This is a genomic window from Rhodococcus sp. 14-2483-1-1 (assembly GCF_002259335.1).
Lineage (GTDB): Bacteria > Actinomycetota > Actinomycetes > Mycobacteriales > Mycobacteriaceae > Rhodococcoides.
Genome location: NZ_NPFX01000022.1, coordinates 267,172 through 284,920 on the forward strand (window position 1 = coordinate 267,172; position 17,749 = coordinate 284,920).

Annotated in this window: 16 protein-coding genes and 1 tRNA gene; 12 read left to right on the forward strand and 5 right to left on the reverse strand. The window is 65.0% G+C overall.

Annotated features, from left to right (window positions below):
• Positions 1-12: 12 nt before the first annotated feature.
• Positions 13-852 (reverse strand): undecaprenyl-diphosphate phosphatase, encoded by an 840-nt coding sequence (locus tag CH294_RS22150; protein WP_094739083.1) that lies wholly within the window; start codon positions 850-852, stop codon positions 13-15.
• Positions 853-1,102: 250 nt separating this feature from the next.
• On the opposite strand from CH294_RS22150, the gene CH294_RS22155 reads away from it, so the two are divergent.
• The 4 genes from CH294_RS22155 to CH294_RS22170 all read left to right on the forward strand — a co-directional run bounded on the left by CH294_RS22155 (position 1,103) and on the right by CH294_RS22170 (position 5,035).
• On the forward strand, positions 1,103-2,035 hold the full coding sequence (locus tag CH294_RS22155) for an aldo/keto reductase (RefSeq protein ID WP_032403407.1): 933 nt from the start codon (positions 1,103-1,105) through the stop codon (positions 2,033-2,035).
• Positions 2,036-2,163: 128 nt separating this feature from the next.
• A complete protein-coding gene (locus CH294_RS22160) occupies positions 2,164-3,111 on the forward strand; it encodes an ABC transporter substrate-binding protein (RefSeq protein ID WP_230592512.1) in 948 nt (315 codons plus the stop codon).
• Complete coding sequence (locus CH294_RS22165; protein ID WP_094739084.1) at positions 3,108-4,175, forward strand: iron ABC transporter permease; 1,068 nt, start codon at positions 3,108-3,110, stop codon at positions 4,173-4,175. Before CH294_RS22160 ends, CH294_RS22165 begins: the two co-directional genes overlap by 4 nt.
• Positions 4,172-5,035 carry a heme ABC transporter ATP-binding protein gene (locus CH294_RS22170; RefSeq protein WP_094739085.1) on the forward strand — a complete coding sequence of 288 codons (864 nt, stop codon included), beginning with the start codon at positions 4,172-4,174 and terminating at the stop codon, positions 5,033-5,035. The genes CH294_RS22165 and CH294_RS22170 overlap by 4 nt, the downstream gene beginning before the upstream one ends.
• Here the strand turns inward: CH294_RS22170 and CH294_RS22175 are convergent.
• Positions 5,010-5,375, reverse strand: coding sequence for a hypothetical protein (locus CH294_RS22175; protein ID WP_032377866.1), 366 nt, complete (start codon positions 5,373-5,375; stop codon positions 5,010-5,012). The two genes, CH294_RS22170 and CH294_RS22175, sit on opposite strands and share 26 nt — an antisense overlap.
• Before the next feature lie 158 nt (positions 5,376-5,533).
• Here CH294_RS22175 and CH294_RS22180 point away from each other — a divergent pair, with 158 nt between their 5' ends.
• From CH294_RS22180 to CH294_RS22190, 3 genes are all read left to right on the forward strand, one after another.
• Positions 5,534-6,571 carry a hypothetical protein gene (locus CH294_RS22180; protein ID WP_094739086.1) on the forward strand — a complete coding sequence of 346 codons (1,038 nt, stop codon included), beginning with the start codon at positions 5,534-5,536 and terminating at the stop codon, positions 6,569-6,571.
• Between the two features lie 35 nt (positions 6,572-6,606).
• Complete coding sequence (locus tag CH294_RS22185) at positions 6,607-6,828, forward strand: DUF5703 family protein (protein ID WP_032403404.1); 222 nt, start codon at positions 6,607-6,609, stop codon at positions 6,826-6,828.
• Between the two features lie 93 nt (positions 6,829-6,921).
• The gene (locus CH294_RS22190) at positions 6,922-7,992 is read left to right on the forward strand and encodes a quinone-dependent dihydroorotate dehydrogenase (protein WP_094739183.1); all 1,071 of its coding nucleotides are present in this window, start codon (positions 6,922-6,924) and stop codon (positions 7,990-7,992) included.
• A 60-nt stretch (positions 7,993-8,052) separates the two neighbouring features.
• Here the strand turns inward: CH294_RS22190 and CH294_RS22195 are convergent, their stop codons facing one another.
• Positions 8,053-8,580, reverse strand: coding sequence for a YbhB/YbcL family Raf kinase inhibitor-like protein (locus CH294_RS22195; protein ID WP_094739087.1), 528 nt, complete (start codon positions 8,578-8,580; stop codon positions 8,053-8,055).
• A gap of 16 nt (positions 8,581-8,596) precedes the next feature.
• Entirely contained in the window at positions 8,597-9,955 is a 1,359-nt protein-coding gene (locus CH294_RS22200) for a M20/M25/M40 family metallo-hydrolase (RefSeq protein ID WP_094739088.1), read from the reverse strand.
• Between the two features lie 179 nt (positions 9,956-10,134).
• Here CH294_RS22200 and CH294_RS22205 point away from each other — a divergent pair.
• From CH294_RS22205 to CH294_RS22225, 5 genes are all read left to right on the forward strand, one after another.
• Positions 10,135-10,220, forward strand: a tRNA-Leu gene (locus tag CH294_RS22205).
• Positions 10,221-10,365: 145 nt separating this feature from the next.
• Positions 10,366-11,826, forward strand: a complete 1,461-nt coding sequence (locus tag CH294_RS22210; RefSeq protein ID WP_032403402.1) for an SDR family NAD(P)-dependent oxidoreductase — start codon at positions 10,366-10,368, stop codon at positions 11,824-11,826.
• A 124-nt stretch (positions 11,827-11,950) separates the two neighbouring features.
• Positions 11,951-13,447, forward strand: coding sequence for a glutamate-cysteine ligase family protein (locus CH294_RS22215; RefSeq protein ID WP_032403401.1), 1,497 nt, complete (start codon positions 11,951-11,953; stop codon positions 13,445-13,447).
• 43 nt (positions 13,448-13,490) lie between these two features.
• Positions 13,491-14,756 carry a saccharopine dehydrogenase NADP-binding domain-containing protein gene (locus tag CH294_RS22220; RefSeq protein WP_052058386.1) on the forward strand — a complete coding sequence of 422 codons (1,266 nt, stop codon included), beginning with the start codon at positions 13,491-13,493 and terminating at the stop codon, positions 14,754-14,756.
• A 40-nt stretch (positions 14,757-14,796) separates the two neighbouring features.
• Complete coding sequence (locus CH294_RS22225) at positions 14,797-16,062, forward strand: CoA transferase (protein ID WP_094739090.1); 1,266 nt, start codon at positions 14,797-14,799, stop codon at positions 16,060-16,062.
• 33 nt (positions 16,063-16,095) lie between these two features.
• Here CH294_RS22225 and proP read toward each other — a convergent pair whose 3' ends face one another.
• Positions 16,096-17,505: a glycine betaine/L-proline transporter ProP gene (gene proP / locus CH294_RS22230; RefSeq protein WP_242640151.1), complete on the reverse strand. Its 1,410-nt coding sequence runs from the start codon at positions 17,503-17,505 to the stop codon at positions 16,096-16,098.
• Between the last annotated feature and the right edge of the window lie 244 nt (positions 17,506-17,749).

Here is a 17,749-nt window from a genome sequence, read left to right on the forward strand (position 1 = left end):
GCCTAGTGGGGCTCAGGTAGCCGATACGACCCCGCCGGCCAGCAAACCGAGCACCACGACGCCGAGCACGATGCGGTATCCGACGAACCAGTACAGCGAATGGTTCGCGACGAATTTGAGCAGCCAGGCAATCGAGGCATAGCCGAGGCCGAAGGCGATGACGGTTGCCACCAGCAATTGTGGGCCGGACGCGGCCAGTCCCGTGCCGACCGGTTCGAAGGCGTCGGGCAGCGAGAACAATCCGGAGGCGGTCACCGCCGGAATGGCGAGTAGAAACGAGAATCGCACTGCTGCCTCGCGTTCGAGGCCGAGGAACAGGCCGGCGCTGGTCGTCGCGCCGGAGCGAGACACTCCGGGAATCAACGCCAGACACTGCGCCAGACCCATCACGATGCCGTCGCGGGTGGTCAACTTCTCGATCGCGCGTTCCTTGCGACCGACCTTCTCCGCGACCGCGATGACGATGGCGAACGCGATGAGCATGAACGCGATGAGATACAGGTTGCGGGCACCGGTTCGGATCTGATCCTTGAACAGCAATCCGAGAACGCCGATGGGAATGGTGGCGATGATCACGTACCAGCCCATCCGGTAATCGAGACCGCGTTCGTCCTTCTTCGACAGTCCGACGAACCAGGCTTTGACGATCCTGACGATGTCGCGCCAGAAGAACAGCAGCACAGCAGCTTCGGTGCCGAGCTGAGTCACGGCGGTGAACGAGGCACCCGCGTCCTCGTTCCAGAACACTCCGGACACGATGCGGAGGTGGCCCGACGACGAAATAGGTAGGAATTCCGTCAGGCCCTGCACTGCACCGAGAATGATCGCCTGCAGCCACGTCATGTCGATCATGCGGCACCCCCCTCCGACATCGACATCTCCGTTACGGAAGCGGATGGACTGTTCGTTACCGTTGCGCGGCCGACGGCACGCCCCCTGAATTCGCGATTCACGGGCACGACCGTACCCGGCGAGGCAGGTTCGTACCGAGCCGAGCGACGCGGCGCGGCACATTCACAGACAGCGGCCGGGCGCACTACTGTGCACTGGCGGCAGTGCAGTTGGACACCGACGATCACACGTAAAAGGACATTCGGCACATATGAAGCAGAGATCGGTCGGCACCAGCGGACTCCGAGTCTCCAGACTCGGCCTCGGCACCCTCGGCTGGGGCAGCGGAACCGACGGTGACGATGCCGCAGCACAGCTGTCGGCGTTCGCCGAGGCCGGCGGCACCCTGGTCGATACGTCACCGGCGTACGGGGACGGTCGTGCGCAGCGAGTACTCGCCGAGTTGCTCGACGACGTGGTCCCCCGGCACGAACTGGTGATCAGCAGTGCAGCGGGACTGAACCCGCGCCACGGCCGGTACGACGTCGACTGCTCACGACGTGGTCTCCTCGGACAGCTGGATGCCACGCTGCGAGAGCTCGGAACGGACTATCTCGACTTGTGGCAGGTCGCGGCCTGGGACCCGATGACGCCTGTCGACGAGGTCGCGGCGACGCTCGACTATGCCGTCACCAGCGGACGGGTGCGCTACACCGGTGCCCGCGGCTACCTCGGCTGGCAGTTGGCAACGGCAGCGGGAGCAGCCGATACCGGTCGGATCGTGGCCACGCAGGCGGAATACTCCCTGCTTGCCCGCGGGATCGAGGACGAGTTGGTTCCCGCAGCACATCACCACGGCATCGGCGTCCTGGCCGCAATTCCCCTCGCGGGCGGCGTGCTGACGGGCAAGTACCGCAACGGAATTCCTGCAGACTCGCGCGGTGCCGACGAGTTGCACGCCGAATCCGTGCTGTCCTACCTGACCGATTCTGCTGTCAGCATCGTCGACGCTGCCGTCACCGCTGCCGACGGGCTCGCGACCTCTCCCCTCGTCGTGGCGCTCGCATGGGCTCGGGATCGTCCGGGTGTGAGCAGCGCTATCGTGGGTGCCCGCGATCTTGCCCAGCTGATGGGCGCATTGATGGCCGAAGAACTCGAACTGCCGGCGGCCATTGCGTCCGCCCTGGACGACGTCAGCGCCTGATCGGTCGAGTCGTTCTCGCCGAGAAACTTCGGGGCGACCAGAAACATCGGACAGGCTAACCTTCGGTGGTGATCGTCGAACGCCTAGCGGCCGTGCTTGTCGTCGCCGCACTGTCGGCCGCCTGCTCGGTGCCCACGCCCGACGCCGGGCCCACCGGCACATTCGGCCCCCGCACCGCCGTCGTCGAAGACCCGAATCCGGAACCGGTCGCCGAGAACCCGGCGGCGGTGCTACCCGCCACCGTGACCGGATTCGACGGCGTCGCCGTCACGGTGACCGACAACAGCCGCATAGTCGCTGCCGACCAGTACGGCACGTTGGCCGAGACGGTCTTCGCGCTGGGGCTCGGTGACAAACTGGTCGGACGCGACACATCGGCAGCGTTTCCGGCGGCACAGGACGTGCCTGATGTCACTCCCACCGGCCACTCGTTGAGCGCCGAGGGAATCCTGGCGCTCTCGCCCACCGTCGTACTCACCGACACCAGCATCGGTCCGCGCGCAGTGCAGGACCAGATCCGAGCCGCGGGCATCCCCGTCGTGTACTTCGACCCGACCCGAACGTTGACCGGGGTCGCCGACCAGATCGAAGCCGTCGCCGCCGCACTCGGGGTACCCGACGCCGGCCGCGCGCTCGCCGAACGTGCGAACGCCGAGATCGACGAAGCTGCCGACGACACCCCGACATCGGACGTACCGCTGAAGATCGCGTTTCTGTACATGCGTGGTCCGGCGATCAAGATGCTCGCCGGACCCGGCTCGGGAGCCGACGCACTGATCGAGGCGCTCGGGGCGACGGACGCGGGTGTCCAATCCGGTCTGACCGAACAATTCGTACCGGTGACGAGCGAGGCACTCATCGCCGCGGCACCCGACGTCATCCTGATGATGACAAAAGGACTGCAGTCGATCGGCGGCATCGAGGGACTCGAGCAGATTCCAGGAATCGCACAGACCCCGGCCGGTCGAGAACGCCGCGTGGTGGACATGGATGACGGCACCATTCTCAGTTTCGGCCCGAACACCGGCAAGGTGCTGCGAGCACTGTCCGCAGCCGTGTACGACCCGCCGTCATGACCGAGGCATCACCGATCGGGGCGCGAACGGACACACGCCGGGTCGTCGTGACGTTCGGCGTATCGGTCGTGGCGTTGGTTGCCCTGGCGCTGATCTCTGCCGTCGTCGGGCAAGTGCCGACGTCGCCGTTGGAAGTGCTGGGAAGCCTCGCCCATCGGGCCGGTCTCGACATCGGTCCGATGCCCGCTCACCCCAGCGGCGAGGTGACGTTATGGCAGGTCCGATTTCCTCGATTGACCCTCGCAGTGTTCGTCGGCGCGTGTCTCGGGTGCGCGGGCGCACTGCTGCAGGGTGTGTTCGCGAATCCTCTGGCCGAGCCAGGCGTTGTGGGAGTGTCCTCTGGGGCAGCCGTCGGTGCCAGTTCGGTCATCGTCCTCGGTGGTAGCTTCGCCGGGGTCTGGAGCGTGGCTCTGGCCGCGTTCGTCGGCGGGCTGATCACCACGATCGCGGTGTATTTCCTGGCGCGCAACGCCGGCCGCACCGAGGTGGTGACCCTCATCCTCACCGGCGTCGCAGTCAATGCCTTCGCAGGCGGTATGATCGCGTTCTTCACCTTCGTCGCCAGTCCCGCTGCCAGGGATCAGATCGTGTTCTGGCAACTGGGGTCCTTGGCGGGCGCAACGTGGCAGTCGGTGGCTGTGGTCGCCCCACTGGCGGTACTCGGGATCGCAGCCTCGCTGGTGATCGCTCGCCGACTCGATCTGTTGGCGCTCGGGGAGAACGTGGCGCGTCATCTCGGAGTGAACGTCGAACGTCTCAGACAATTCGCCATCGTGATCGTCGCCCTGCTCGTCGCATCCGGTGTCGCGTTCACCGGAATAATCCTGTTCGTGGGCCTGGTCGTTCCGCATGCGATGCGGATGGTGCTCGGCCCATCGCATCGCGTCCTCATTCCGGCCAGCGCGCTCGCGGGAGCCATCGTGTTGCTCGCTGCCGACCTCGTCACGCGCACCCTCGTCGCGAACGTCGACCTCCCCCTTGGCATGGTGACCTCCCTGGCCGGGGCGCCGTTCTTCTTCTGGCTGCTTCGTCGCACTCGCGCTCGGCAAGGCGGTTGGGCATGATGCGGCGATTCGGCCGGGTTCGCAACGACATCCCTACTGCCCCGACGACGGGCTCGAACACGATCGTCGCTCGCGGAGTCAGCGCGCAGCTGGGCGAGAGAACGGTGCTCGACGACGTCCACCTCGACGTCGTCGCCGGCGAGATTCTGGCGCTCGTAGGACCCAACGGCGCGGGAAAGTCGACGCTGCTCTCCGTCCTGTCGGGTGACACCGAGCCCGGCACCGGATCGGTGGTGGTGGCGTCGCAATCACCGACCCCACTCGGAACCCAGCCGTACCGGTCCCTCGATCTGGCCAGAAGACGCGCGGTGCTGCCGCAGCACCACACTGTCGGATTCGCGTTCACGGCCGAACAGATAGTCCGGATGGGCCGTGCCCCCTGGGTGGGAACGGCCGAGGCTCGCAACGACGATGCTCGTGTCCGATCCGCGATGGCTGCATGCGACGTCTCGGGCTTTGCACGTCGGCCGTTCGCGTCGTTGTCCGGGGGTGAACAGGCTCGGGTTGCGCTGGCACGGGTGATCGCGCAGGACACCGCGACGATCATGCTCGACGAGCCCACCGCTGCGCTCGACCTCGGACATCAGGAGTCCGTCATGGCTGTGGTGCGCTCCCTCGCAGCCGCGGGCCGCGCCGTCGTCGTCGTGTTGCACGATCTGGGTCTCGCAGCGGCGTACGCCGATCGCGTTGCGATACTCGACTCGGGTTCACTCGTTGCCGTCGGTCCGCCGCGACAGGTACTGACCTCGGAGCTGCTCGCTCGCGTGTACGGACACCCCGTCGACGTCTTCGATCACCCCGACACCGGTGAACAACTCGTCGTTCCCCGTCGAGTCAGAAACCCTCGAGCACGGAGTTGACCCGATTGAAGAAGGCTCGGACTGCCGTCGTGTCTCGCTGTGACGCATCGGACAGCTGCTGTGCATGTGCAACCGCGTCACGCACGACGCCGATGATGCTGCGTTCGTCGGTCAGATCGATCTCGGTGACCGAGTGTTCGGAAACCGCTTCGACCTCGGACCGATCCGGCACCGGGGATCGTACGTCGGCTCGGTAGATCTCCACGTACAGCGTGCTGCGGTGCACTCTGAACGCGAACGCCCGACCGTCGTCGGTGTGCCCGAAACCGTTCGCATGCGTTCCGGCATTCACTTCTTCGACGACGAAGTGTGCTTCTTCGGATTCCACGTCCACTCCCATGTCGTGTACTCACCTCGGACGATCACGCTACCGCCTCGCCCGGCACGGCCGGGGACACCCGATCCGGCACGGTCGATTTCACCGGGATCGTCGCACGCTGGTACAGATGTGGCATCGCCACAACAGGGCAGTGCCACCAAGGAAGTAGGTTCGGTTCCATGCGAACACCGTCGGCTCGTACGGTTCGAGCGGCAGTTGCATCCGCACTCGCCGTGGTCACAGTGTTGTCGGTGAGCGGGTGTTCGAGCGACGACGAGAATTCCGACGAGATATCGGTCGAACCGCTGCCACCGGCCCAATCCCCCGCAACGGCTGTGACTCCTGCCGGAATCGTCACCGACTTTGCGCCCGTCAGCGCGCTCACCTTCGATCCTGTCACCCGGACGCTCGTTGCGCTGACCGACTCATCGACTTCGGTGAGTCTGGTCGGCACCGACGCGGCGGCACAGACGCGTGTGATCGACCTGGGCTCTGTCGGAGCAGAACTGGTTGCCGGTCGGGATTCGACCGTCCTGGTTCCACTGAACGGTTCGGTGGCAAGGATCGACGTCGCTGACGGGCAGCGCACCGATCTGGCCGTCGAATCGAGTGCCCTGTCGGCTGCCGACCTGCCCGACGGCACCACTGCCGTCGGCGACGACACCGGCACGATCCGCGTCCTGGACGCGAGCGGACAGGTGACCCGGACGGTCTCCGGGGGCAGTGTCACCTCTGCCGATGCGCTGGCCAGTACGCCGAAGGGCGTCTCGGTTCTCGATCGCAGACAGACGTCGGTGACCGATCTGAATCTGGACGACGGCACCCTCGGAGTGGCTCTGCGGGCCGGCGAAGGTGCTGCGGAAATGACCAGCGACGAATTCGGGCGGCTTCTGGTCACCGATTCGACCGGCACGGAGTTGCTCGTCTTCACCTCGCACGACCTGCTCATGCGGCAACGGTTTCCGGTCGGGTCGAAGCCCTGGGCTATCGCCTACGATGAACAGTCCGGCGTCGCGTGGGTGACACTGCCCGCCCTCAACGAAGTGGTCGGATACACACTCGATACCGGAATTCCCGTCGAGACCGAGCGGTTGGCCACCGTGCGGCAGCCTGACTCGATTGCCGTCGACGACAACACCGGCGACCTGTACATCGGATCGGCAACCGGCGACGGGCTGCAGCGCATCCCTTCCGCGGGTCGTCAAGGAGGCACGTGAACGCACACGAGAGTTCGACACCGGGCCGAGCCAAGATGCCCATCGGATGGGAAGTGTCCCCATCCGACGATTGGGAGTACGTGCCGCTGCGGCTGCCCCCGGACGTCACTCGGGTCACGGCGTCGATGAGGCTGGCGATCCAAGCGGAGTTCGGCGGCTGGGAACTGTCGCGGGTTCGGCTGTACACCGACGGCAGCCGGCGTGTTCTGCTCAAGCGGAAGAAGACTGCGCATCACATCCCGGAGCCCGGAATCTGATCGTCACAGCAGTACTGTTCGACCGCAGTGGAAGTTCTACCTCAACATGTCTACCGAGCCGGATCGATCGGAAAGAAGACCGTGGGAGACCGTCTGTACCGCGCGCTGTTGCGCCTGATGTTCCTCGTGCCACCGGAACGGATTCACCACCTGGCGTTCGGTGTACTCCGCGCGGTGGCTGTCGTACCGCCGCTGCGCCATCTGGCCGGGAAGTTGTTCGTGGCCGACGACCCGCGCCTGCGCTCGACGGTGTTCGGCGTCGACTTCCCAGCTCCGCTCGGTCTCGCGGCCGGCTTCGACAAGAACGCCGACGGCATCGATTCCTGGGAACCCATCGGATTCGGGTTCGCCGAGATCGGCACCGTGACAGCGCAGGGCCAGCCCGGTAATCCGACCCCTCGACTGTTTCGGTTGCCCCTCGATCGCGCCATCGTCAACCGCATGGGTTTCAACAACCACGGTGCAGAACATGCCGCTCAGCGATTGCGCTCGAGGCGCACCCGCATCCCGATCGGTGCCAACATCGGCAAGACGAAGATCGTGGAACCCGCCGATGCTGCTGCGGACTACACCGCCAGCGCTCGTTCGCTGGGGCCGCTGGCGGATTTCGTCGTGGTCAACGTGAGCTCTCCCAACACCCCGGGGCTCCGTGACCTGCAGGCCGTCGAATCACTGCGACCGATCCTGGCGGCGGTGCAGTCGGTGGTGTCCGTGCCGGTGCTGGTCAAAATTGCCCCTGACCTCTCCGACGAGGATATCGACGCCGTGGCCGACCTAGCCATCGAACTCGGTCTCGACGGCATCGTGGCCACCAATACGACGATCTCGCGCGCAGGCCTGCGCAGCGATGCGGAAATGGTTGCCGGAATGGGAGCTGGAGGCCTGTCCGGCGCACCGCTGGCAGAGCGGTCACTCGAGGTGCTGCGTCATCTCTACCGCCGAGTGGGTACGCAGCTGACGTTGATCTCGGTCGGGGGAATCGAGACCGAGGCGCAGGCCTGGGAGCGGATCACCGCAGGCGCTTCCCTGGTGCAGGGCTATACAGGGTTCATCTACGGCGGCCCGCTGTGGATCAAGAGCATTCACCGGGGACTGTCGGCGCGCCTGGAACAGAACGGGTTCGACACGATCGCCGACGCCGTGGGTTCGGCGAACAGACCCTGATCCCCTTGTGCGCGTTTTGCGTAGCTGGAGCTACGCAAAACGCGCACGACAGGGCCGAGGTCAGGCCTCGTACGTGCCGGTGATGACCGCACGGCCGATGGCGTGCGAGAACAAATTGAAGCCGAGGTAGGCCGGGGTGGCCGTCTCGTCCACTTCGAGTCGCTCGACGTCCACCGCATGGACGGCGATGAAGTACCGGTGCGGTCCGTGACCCGCCGGCGGAGCCGCTCCGATGTAGCGGAACAGGCCCGCGTCGTTCTTCAGTGTCACCGCGGTGCTGGGCACTCCGGTGCCGCCGTCGTCGCCGGCGCCCGACACCAGTGACGTCGTCTCGACGGGGATGTTCGCCACTGCCCAGTGCCAGAATCCGGACGCAGTGGGAGCGTCGGGATCGTAGACGGTGACAGCGAAGCTCTTGGTTCCCTCGGGGAAGCCGGACCAGGACAGCTGCGGAGAGTTGTCGTGCCCACCGGCTCCCATGATCCCGCTGACCTGCTGAGCGGCCAACGCCTGGCCGTCCTCGATGTCCTCGGACGTCAACTCGAAGGACGGTAGGTCCGGAAGCGAGTCGTATGGGTTGTACGCCACGATGGTTCCTTTCGTGTCAGCTGTGCATCAAGAAGTGTTCCAGTACCTGTGTACCGAACTCCAACGACTCCACGGGTACTCGTTCGTCGATGCCGTGAAACAACGCCGCGAAATCCAGCTCCGGTGGCAGCTTCAACGGAGCGAAGCCGAAGCAGCGAATACCGATGCGCGCGAACGCCTTTGCATCGGTACCCCCGGACAGCATGTACGGAACAGTTCGGCCGTTCGGATCGTGCGCGAGGACGGCCTCGTTCATCGCGTCGACGAGGTCACCGTCGAAGGTTGTCTCGTAGGGTTCGAGCTTGGTGATCCATTCCCGTTCGACGTTGGGGCCGATCAACTCGTCGACCTCCTTCTCGAAGGCCGCCTGCCGCCCGGGCAGCACCCGGCAATCCACTACCGCCGTCGCGCTCTGCGGAATCACGTTGGCCTTGTATCCGGCCGAGAGCATCGTGGGGTTCGCGGTGTCACGCAGAGTCGCTCCCACGATGCGCGCGATGCTGCCGAGTTTGAGCAGGGTGCCGTCGATATCCGGCGAGGTGGGGTCGAAGTCGAGGCCGGACTCCTCGGAGACCGCGTGCAGGAACTGCGACACCGATTCGGTGAGGACCAACGGAAACGTGTGATTGCCGAGTTTGGCGACGGCCTCGGCCAGGTACGTCACGGCGTTGTCGTCGTGCAGGAACGATCCGTGGCCGGCGCGGGCCTTGGCGGTGAGCCGCATCCACGCCAGGCTCTTCTCCGCCGTCTCGACCATGTAGAGCCGCTTCTCGGTGCCGTCCGGGCGAGCGACGGTCAGCGAGAACCCGCCGACTTCGCCGACTGCCTCGGTGACGCCCTCGAACAGGTCGGGTCGATTGTCGACCAGCCAATGCGATCCGTACTTGCCACCCGCCTCCTCGTCGGCGAGGAACGCGAAGAGGATGTCGCGCGGCGGCACGGTTCCGTTCGATTTGAATTGCCGGGCCAGCGCAAGGGCCATACCGACCATGTCCTTCATGTCGACCGCACCACGACCCCACACGTACCCGTCCTCGACGGCGCCGGAGAACGGGTGCACGCTCCAGTCGGCCGGCTCGGCCGGTACGACGTCCAGGTGGCCGTGGACCAGTAGTGCACCGCGCGAGGAGTCCGCTCCGCGCAACCAGGCGAACACGTTGCCACGGCCGGGAGCACCGGATTCGACGTACTCGGTCTCGTACCCCACCTCCTCGAGCTTGCTCGCCACCCACTCGGCGCATTCCTTCTCGCCGACCGTGGTCTCGAGTTCTCCTGTGTTCGACGTATCGAATCGAATGAGGGAACTGACCAGATCCACGACTTCGTCGACGGCGACGGTGGGGTTGTCGGTGGTGCGATGTCCGGGGTTGCTCACTTCGTTGGGCACACCGTTGTTCCTACCACCAGAATCCGCTGTGGGCACCACCGGCGAACGCCTTCGGACATGAACTGACGTGCGGATTTGGGTTATCGGGAACCCGTCGGATAATCTAACGCAGCGCACAGCGGCCGGTTGTGAATGCAAGGTTGAAACGTGCGACACGAGTCGCGCTGGTCCGAGTGGCGGAATGGCAGACGCGCTAGCTTGAGGTGCTAGTGTCCTATTAACGGACGTGGGGGTTCAAGTCCCCCCTCGGACACCGTCTGAAAGATGTAGGCAGACAAAGATTTTCAAAGATCTGAGTTGAGACAGACGAAACGGACCCTGATTCTTCGGAATCGGGGTCTTTTTCGTTCTTCACTCGCCTCGTTCGGCTCGACCGGGCAGATGCTAGGAGATTGACGATGGACTCGATCGACCCCACCGATCTGGAGACGTGCCTACGGGTGCTGCAGCAGGCCGCCGAATTGGACAAGAATCATCCTGATTCCATTGCCGTTCAACGTGCCTCCGGTGCCATGTTCAAAGATCTCAAGCGTGCCCGACGCGTCGCCGCACGTAATGCCGTCAATGCCGCCGACCGTGCCGTCGTCGCTGCAACCGCAACCGGATCGCCGGACCGCATCGACGACGAGACTGCGGGTCTTTCGCTCACCTCGCGCGCCGAGGGCGACATCGCGGGCACGCTGATCAAGGCTCGCCCGTGCTACATCTGCAAGCAGCGCTACACCGATGTCGACTCGTTCTACCACCAGCTGTGCCCGGAGTGCGCGGCGCTCAATCGCGGTAAGCGCAACGCGCGGACGGACCTGTCCGGACGACGCGCGTTGTTGACCGGAGGTCGGGCGAAGATCGGGATGTACATCGCGCTTCGACTGCTTCGGGACGGTGCACACACGACCATCACCACCCGCTTCCCCAACGATGCGGTTCGGCGATTCGCTGCGATGGACGACAGCGACCAGTGGCTGCATCGTCTTCGTATCGTCGGGATCGATTTGCGTGATCCGGCTCAGGTTGTGGCCCTTGCCGATTCGGTTGCTGCGGAGGGACCGCTGGACATTCTGATCAACAATGCCGCACAGACCGTCAAGCGCTCCCCCGGTTCGTACAGCGCACTGGCCGACGCCGAGGCCGAGCCTCTGCCGGCCGCCTTGGCCGACGGGGCGGGCCCGGAGCGCATCACGTTCGGCAAGACCAGTGATGCCCACCCCGCGTCGCTCGCGAGTTCGCTGCCGGCAACGGCGCTCGGCGGGCAGCCGGCCGCAGTGCTGAGTGCAGACGACGTGGCCTCGCTCGCCATGGTCGCGGGCTCGGTGACGGCCGAGCGAATCGAGAGTGGGCTCGCTATCGATGCAGGCGGTCTGGTGCCCGACCTGGCCGAGACGAACAGCTGGATCCACACAGTCGAGCAGGTCGACCCGGTCGAGTTGCTCGAAGTGCAGCTGTGCAATTCCGTTGCCCCGTTCATTCTCGTGTCGCGTCTGCGTCCGGCAATGGAGGCCTCGGATGCGCGACGCAAGTACGTCGTCAACGTCTCGGCGATGGAGGGCCAGTTCGGCCGCGCATACAAGGGACCGGGCCATCCCCACACCAACATGGCGAAGGCCGCGCTGAACATGCTGACGCGAACCAGCGCGAAGGAGATGCTCGAGAGCGGGATTCTGATGACCGCCGTCGACACCGGCTGGATCACCGACGAGCGCCCGCACCCCACCAAGATGAGGCTGGCCGACGAGGGATTCCACGCTCCGCTCGACCTGGTGGACGGTGCGGCTCGGGTGTACGACCCCATCGTGCAGGGAGAGCTCGGAAACGATCTGTACGGCTCCTTCCTCAAGGATTACCAACCGTCACCGTGGTGATGTCGGCCTTCGACTGTGGAGTAATTTCGGTGTGCGTGCCCCAGGGCGAAGACGGGCTGCGATACTCGAAAAGCCGTTACGTGTGAGCGATCGGCCCTTCTTCACGCACCGATAGGCGGTCACCATGGGCGAGGACGTCGAGCGTCGCAAGTTCACCAGGCAGGATCGACACGAGTTTCGTCAGAAAGTTCAGGACTGTCTCGACGCCTTGGCAATCATGCTGGCCGACGAGACCTTCCACGTCGGTGAGCCGCAGATCGGCATGGAGATCGAGCTCAATCTCGTCGACGACGACATGGCACCTTCGATGGCCAACGCCGCCGTGCTCGACGCCATCGCCGACCCCGACTACCAAACCGAACTCGGCCAGTTCAACATCGAGATCAACGTCGATCCTCGGCCGTTGCGTGGTGCCTCCATCGCAGAACTGGAAGAGGACCTGCGGCGCTCGCTGAACGCAGCGGACGAACGCGCCCGCACCTCGGGTAGTCGTCTCGCCATGATCGGCATGCTCCCGACCTTGGACGAAGAACACTTTCAGCACCGCTGGCTGTCGGCCAATCCTCGCTACGACCTGCTCAACCAACAGATATTCGCCGCTCGCGGCGAGGACATCGAACTGAAGATCGGTGGTGTTCGACTGCCCGGTGCCGCCGCTACCGAGGACTTGGACATCGTCACCGACACCATCCTTCCCGAGGCTGCGTGCACCTCCGTTCAGTTGCATCTGCAGGTCGCGCCCGACGAGTTCGCGTCGTATTGGAATGCGGCGCAAGCACTCTCGGGAGTTCAGGTGGCCCTTGCCGCCAACTCGCCGTTCTTCGCCGGCCGCGCGCTGTGGCACGAAACTCGCATTCCGCTGTTCGAGCAGGCCACCGATACCCGCCCCCAGGAGCTGAAGAATCAGGGTGTTCGGCCACGGGTGTGGTTCGGCGAACGATGGATCACGTCGATCTTCGATCTGTTCGAGGAGAATTCCCGCTACTTTCCGGCGTTGCTGCCCGTGTGCAGCGACGAGGACCCCAAGGCAGCTCTGGCCGAGGGAAAGACGCCGTCGCTGTCCGAGCTGCGCATGCACAACGGAACCGTCTACCGGTGGAATCGTCCGATCTACGACCGGTCCGGCGACGGTCACCACATCCGGCTCGAGAACCGCGTCCTCCCGGCCGGACCGTCGGTGGTGGATACCCTCGCCGATGCCGCGTTCTACTACGGCACGGTGCGAGCACTGGCGGATGCCGATCGACCGTTGTGGTCGCAGATGTCGTTCGACGCTGCGGAGGAGAACGTGCACTCCGCCGCACGCGGCGGCTTCGATTCGATGCTGTACTGGCCCGAGGTCGGCTGGGTCAGTCCACAGGAACTGGTGTTGCGTCGGCTGCTGCCGATGGCCGATGCCGGATTGGCCGCCTACGGCGTGGACACCGCCGTCCGCGACCGGTACCTCGGCGTTATCGAGGCCCGTTGCCTGGCGAAGCAGTCCGGGTCGGTCTGGCAACGAAACTCGGTCGTCGCCCGCGAACGGGCAGGCGACAAGCGGGATCGAGCACTCGCCGGAATGCTGGGCGACTACGTCACGCAGATGAACTCCGGAGAGCCCGTACACACCTGGACCAACTGACGGTGCTTCGACTCGGTGCGCCAACCGCGTTAGTGTCGCTGCTATGAACTCGCCTGCTTCGGACTCGACCATCGGCCCCGATCGCACCTACGACATCGTCGTCTACGGAGCCACGGGCTTCGTCGGGAAACTGACGGCCAAGTACCTTGCCGAGCACGCTCCGGCCGGCACACGCATCGCTCTGGCCGGTCGTTCGACCGCCCGGGTACACGCTGCGCAGAAGGAACTCGGACCGAAGGCCGCACACTGGTCCGCACTCGAGGCCGACGCCACCGACGTCGCGTCGCTGAACACCATGGCCCGGTCCACCAAGGTCGTCATCACCACGGTCGGCCCTTACGCGAAGTACGGTTTGGCGCTGGCAACGGCCTGCGCCGAAGCCGGCACGGACTATGTCGACCTCACCGGCGAGGTCCTGTTCGCCCGCGAGAGCATCGACGCCAATCACGAGATCGCCCAGCGCACCGGAGCACGGATCGTCCACTCGTGTGGATTCGATTCCGTTCCGTCCGACATCGGAGTACATGCCCTGTACGAGGCCGTCACGGCCGACAACGCAGGCGAACTCACCGACACGACGCTGGTGGTCACCTCGATGTCCGGTGGAGTCAGCGGCGGCACCATCGACTCGCTGCGAGGACAGATCGAGGCGATGAAGAAGGACAAGCGGGCACGACGGATCGCCGCTCGACCGTACTCACTCAGCCCGGACCGAGGCCTGGAGCCGCAGCTCGGCCGTCAACTCGACACCGTCCTGATCGACGGTAAGAAGATCGACCCGAGCCTGCGCGGATGGAAGGCACCGTTCGTGATGGCCTCGTACAACACACGCGTCGTCCGGCGCAGCAATGCACTTCGTGATTGGGCATACGGCAAACAGTTCCGCTACAGCGAAGTGATGAGCGTCGGGTCGTCGTTCGCCAGTCCGGTACTCGCCGGAGCGCTCTCGGCAGGGCTGTTCGTCGGAGTGTCCGCCATGACGGTATTGCCGGGTAAGGTCCTCGACCGTATCTTGCCCAAGCCAGGAACCGGTCCCAGCGAGAAGGCCCGCGAGAAGGGCCATTTCACCGTCGACCTGTACACCCTCACCACCTCGGGTGCTCGCTACCGGGCTCGGGTCAAGGCGTCGGGCGACCCCGGCTACAAGGCAACCGCGGTGATGCTCGGGGAATCGGCGCTGGCGCTGGTGCTCGGTGGGGATGCATTGCCGAAGGCCAGTGGCGTTCTGACTCCGGCCACCGCGATCGGCGACGTTCTCATCGACCGTCTCAACGCGGCCGGGATGGAGATCTGGGCCAAGCGGAACTGATGTCGGGAACAGCAGTCCCATCGGCACGGGGCCTGCCCCCGTGAGTGCATGGCTCGCAGCGACACTGCCGGTGGCGACCATCGCTGCCGAGTCGGTCGGTGCCCTCGGTACCGCAGTCGGCAGGCTGCGGGGTGTTCTCGGACCGTCCCCCGCCGGCGCGGGCCCGACCGCGTCGGCGGAGCGGATAGCGGCATCGTTCATGAGTGACTCGATGCTGCGCCTCGACGGCGCACCGGTGCAGCCGTTCGCAGATCTGTCCGGCTTCTTCCTCGCGTCCGACGGCTGGGTGAGAACTCACGCGAACTATCCGCACCACCGGACCGCGCTACTCGAGACAGTCGGTCTCGACGATGGTTGCGGCACAGATGAATTCGCGGCGCGGGTGGCGGGTATCGCCGCTGCAGAGCTCGAATGGTCGTGCGCACAGAACGGCGCTCTGGCAGTGCAGGTCCGCACCGAAGACCAGTGGTCCGCTGAGCCTGCAGGAACAGCGGCCGGGCCAGGTCCGGTGATCGCGCGTTCGGACGACACGGGCTCTGCCGCGTATCGAGTTCCCGAATTCCGAGGGACTACGGCTGCTCCGCTGGCCGGAGTGCGGGTACTGGACCTGACCCGCGTCATCGCCGGACCGGTGGCTACCCGCGCGCTCGCCCTGTTCGGTGCCGAGGTGCTTCGCGTCGATCCGCCCCACCGCCCCGAAATCACCTGGCAGCACATGGAAAATGGGCAGGGGAAGCATTCGGCGACGGTGGACATGAGCACGCATGAAGGACGTGCCGTGATGAACCGACTGCTCGAATTCGCCGATGTCCTGGTTACCGGGTACCGCCCGGGCGCTCTCGAGCGCTTCGGACTCGAACACCGAGCGGACGTCCTGCACGGACGGGTCAGTGCCTGGGGTACTCGCGGACCATGGTCGGGACGGCGTGGCTTCGACAGTCTCGTCCAGGCTGCCACCGGCATCTCGGTACTCGAAGGTAGTGGTGGAGAACTCGGGCGCCTGCCGGCCCAGGCGCTGGACCACGCGAGCGGGTACCTGCTCGCTGCTGGAATCGTCTCGGAGCTGGCCGATCGTGCATCCGGATTCGGGTCGGCCGCCACCGTCGAAGTGTCCCTGGCCCGGACGGCCGCCTGGTTGCTCGAATCACCCGGACGGGATCCCGATCACGGTCCGGCCGAGACCCCGACACCGGACTGTGTGGTCACGAACGGTCGCGTCACAGCAGCGCGTCCGGTGTTCGACGACTACGCCGACTACCCGTTTCCAGCACGCCCATGGGGAGCCGACGAGGCGCTCTGGTTGTGACGTGCCATCTGTCTCGTCAGGGCCAGGTTCTCGTCACGGTCGTCCGGCCAAAGCCGATGCCTCGGTGTAGAGCTCCTTGGCTTCCTCTGTCGAATCCACCTGCGGCGGAGACCCGTCGAGCGGTTGCGTGGCGGATTCGCGCAGGAAACCGACTGCGATGAGTCCGATGACGCCGCTCACGATGAGGTAGTAGGCAGGAATCATCGGACTGCCGGTTGCACTGACCAGGGCCGACGTGACCAGGGGCGTCGTTCCGCCGAAGATGGAGACCGACAGATTGAACCCGATCGAGAGCGCTGCGTAGCGAATCCGGGTGGGAAACAGGGCAGGTAGCGTCGATGCGCTCGGTGCCGCGAAACACGCCAGTACGAGGCCGAGCAGGAGGCACGCGATCAGCGGCCCGACCCATCCGCTGCCACGTAGCAGAAGAAAGCACGGTACGGCCAGAACGATCTGTCCGACGGCACCGAACACGAATACCGGCTTGCGTCCGATCCTGTCGGTGAGTCTGCCCACGAGCACGATGATGCTCACCACGACGATCATCGCCGAAAGTACGAGCAAGTCGGCACTGAGCTGACTACGTCCGACAACTTCGGTGAAGTACGTCGGAAGATACGACGTCACCATGTAATTGGTCACGTTGTACAACAGCACGATTCCCATGCAGATCAGCAGAGCTCGCCAGTGATCGGTGAAGATCTTTCCCACCGACCTCCGTGCACTCTCCTGCGCTTTCACCTTGCTGTCGTGTTCGTCGAGTTGCTTACGGAATGCGGGAGTGTCCTCGAGCTTGAGACGTAGATACAGCCCGATGAGCCCCATCGGGCCGGCAACGAAGAACGGTATGCGCCAGCCCCATTCGACCATCGAGGCCTCGCCCAGCACCGCGTTGAGGATCGTCACCAGGCCGGAGCCCATTGCGTACCCGACGAAGGTGCCGAAGTCGAGCCAACTACCGAGGAAGCCACGCCGTTTGTCCGGGGAGTACTCGGCAATGAAGGTCGTGGCACCGCCGTACTCACCGCCGGTGGAGAAGCCTTGAACCAAGCGTGCGACGAGAAGGAGGATCGGTGCCCAGATTCCGATGGTCGCGTAGCTGGGGATGAGTCCGACGGCCAGGGTGCCGATGGCCATCATGATCATCGTGGCGGCGAGCACCTTCTGCCGTCCGATTCGGTCCCCCAACGGGCCGAAGAACAGGCCGCCCAGTGGCCGAACCACGAACGCTGCGGCGAACGTGGCGAACGTCGAGATGAGCTGAACCGCGGGCGTGGCGTCGGGGTAGAACACCTTGCCCAGGGTCGCCGCCAGGTAGCCGTAGACACCGAAGTCGAACCACTCCATCGTGTTGCCGAGGGCCGCAGCCGACACCGCGCGTTTGAGCATCGGTTGATCGACGACGGTGATGCTCTCCTCCGACAGCGCCGGCTTTCTCCGCATCCGATGGGAGAACGCGTCCCGTCGGAGGAGTTGGACATGCCGATGTCCCCATCGCGATTGTCGGGGTGACGACTCGGGAGATTCTGGACCTTGCGCAACCGTCATTGCTGCAACGTTAGCCAGGGGAATGACCGCAGATCAAACAACCAACACGACAAAAAGCGACATCGGTCCAGGTTTCACCAGGTCGGTGGTCGAAAGATCCGTTTTGCCTGGCCCCCTTGACAATTGGGGCAATACGGTC

Excerpts from the sequence above, each read along its gene's own strand:
- CH294_RS22150 (WP_094739083.1), bottom strand. The coding sequence starts at position 852 with ATGATCGACATGACGTGGCTGCAGGCGATCATTCTCGGTGCAGTGCAG.
- CH294_RS22155 (WP_032403407.1), top strand. The coding sequence starts at position 1,103 with ATGAAGCAGAGATCGGTCGGCACCAGCGGACTCCGAGTCTCCAGACTC.
- CH294_RS22165 (WP_094739084.1), top strand. The coding sequence starts at position 3,108 with ATGACCGAGGCATCACCGATCGGGGCGCGAACGGACACACGCCGGGTC.
- CH294_RS22170 (WP_094739085.1), top strand. The coding sequence starts at position 4,172 with ATGATGCGGCGATTCGGCCGGGTTCGCAACGACATCCCTACTGCCCCG.
- CH294_RS22175 (WP_032377866.1), bottom strand. The coding sequence starts at position 5,375 with ATGGGAGTGGACGTGGAATCCGAAGAAGCACACTTCGTCGTCGAAGAA.
- CH294_RS22180 (WP_094739086.1), top strand. The coding sequence starts at position 5,534 with ATGCGAACACCGTCGGCTCGTACGGTTCGAGCGGCAGTTGCATCCGCA.
- CH294_RS22185 (WP_032403404.1), top strand. The coding sequence starts at position 6,607 with ATGCCCATCGGATGGGAAGTGTCCCCATCCGACGATTGGGAGTACGTG.
- CH294_RS22210 (WP_032403402.1), top strand. The coding sequence starts at position 10,366 with ATGGACTCGATCGACCCCACCGATCTGGAGACGTGCCTACGGGTGCTG.
- CH294_RS22215 (WP_032403401.1), top strand. The coding sequence starts at position 11,951 with ATGGGCGAGGACGTCGAGCGTCGCAAGTTCACCAGGCAGGATCGACAC.
- CH294_RS22220 (WP_052058386.1), top strand. The coding sequence starts at position 13,491 with ATGAACTCGCCTGCTTCGGACTCGACCATCGGCCCCGATCGCACCTAC.
- proP (WP_242640151.1), bottom strand. The coding sequence starts at position 17,505 with ATGCGGAGAAAGCCGGCGCTGTCGGAGGAGAGCATCACCGTCGTCGAT.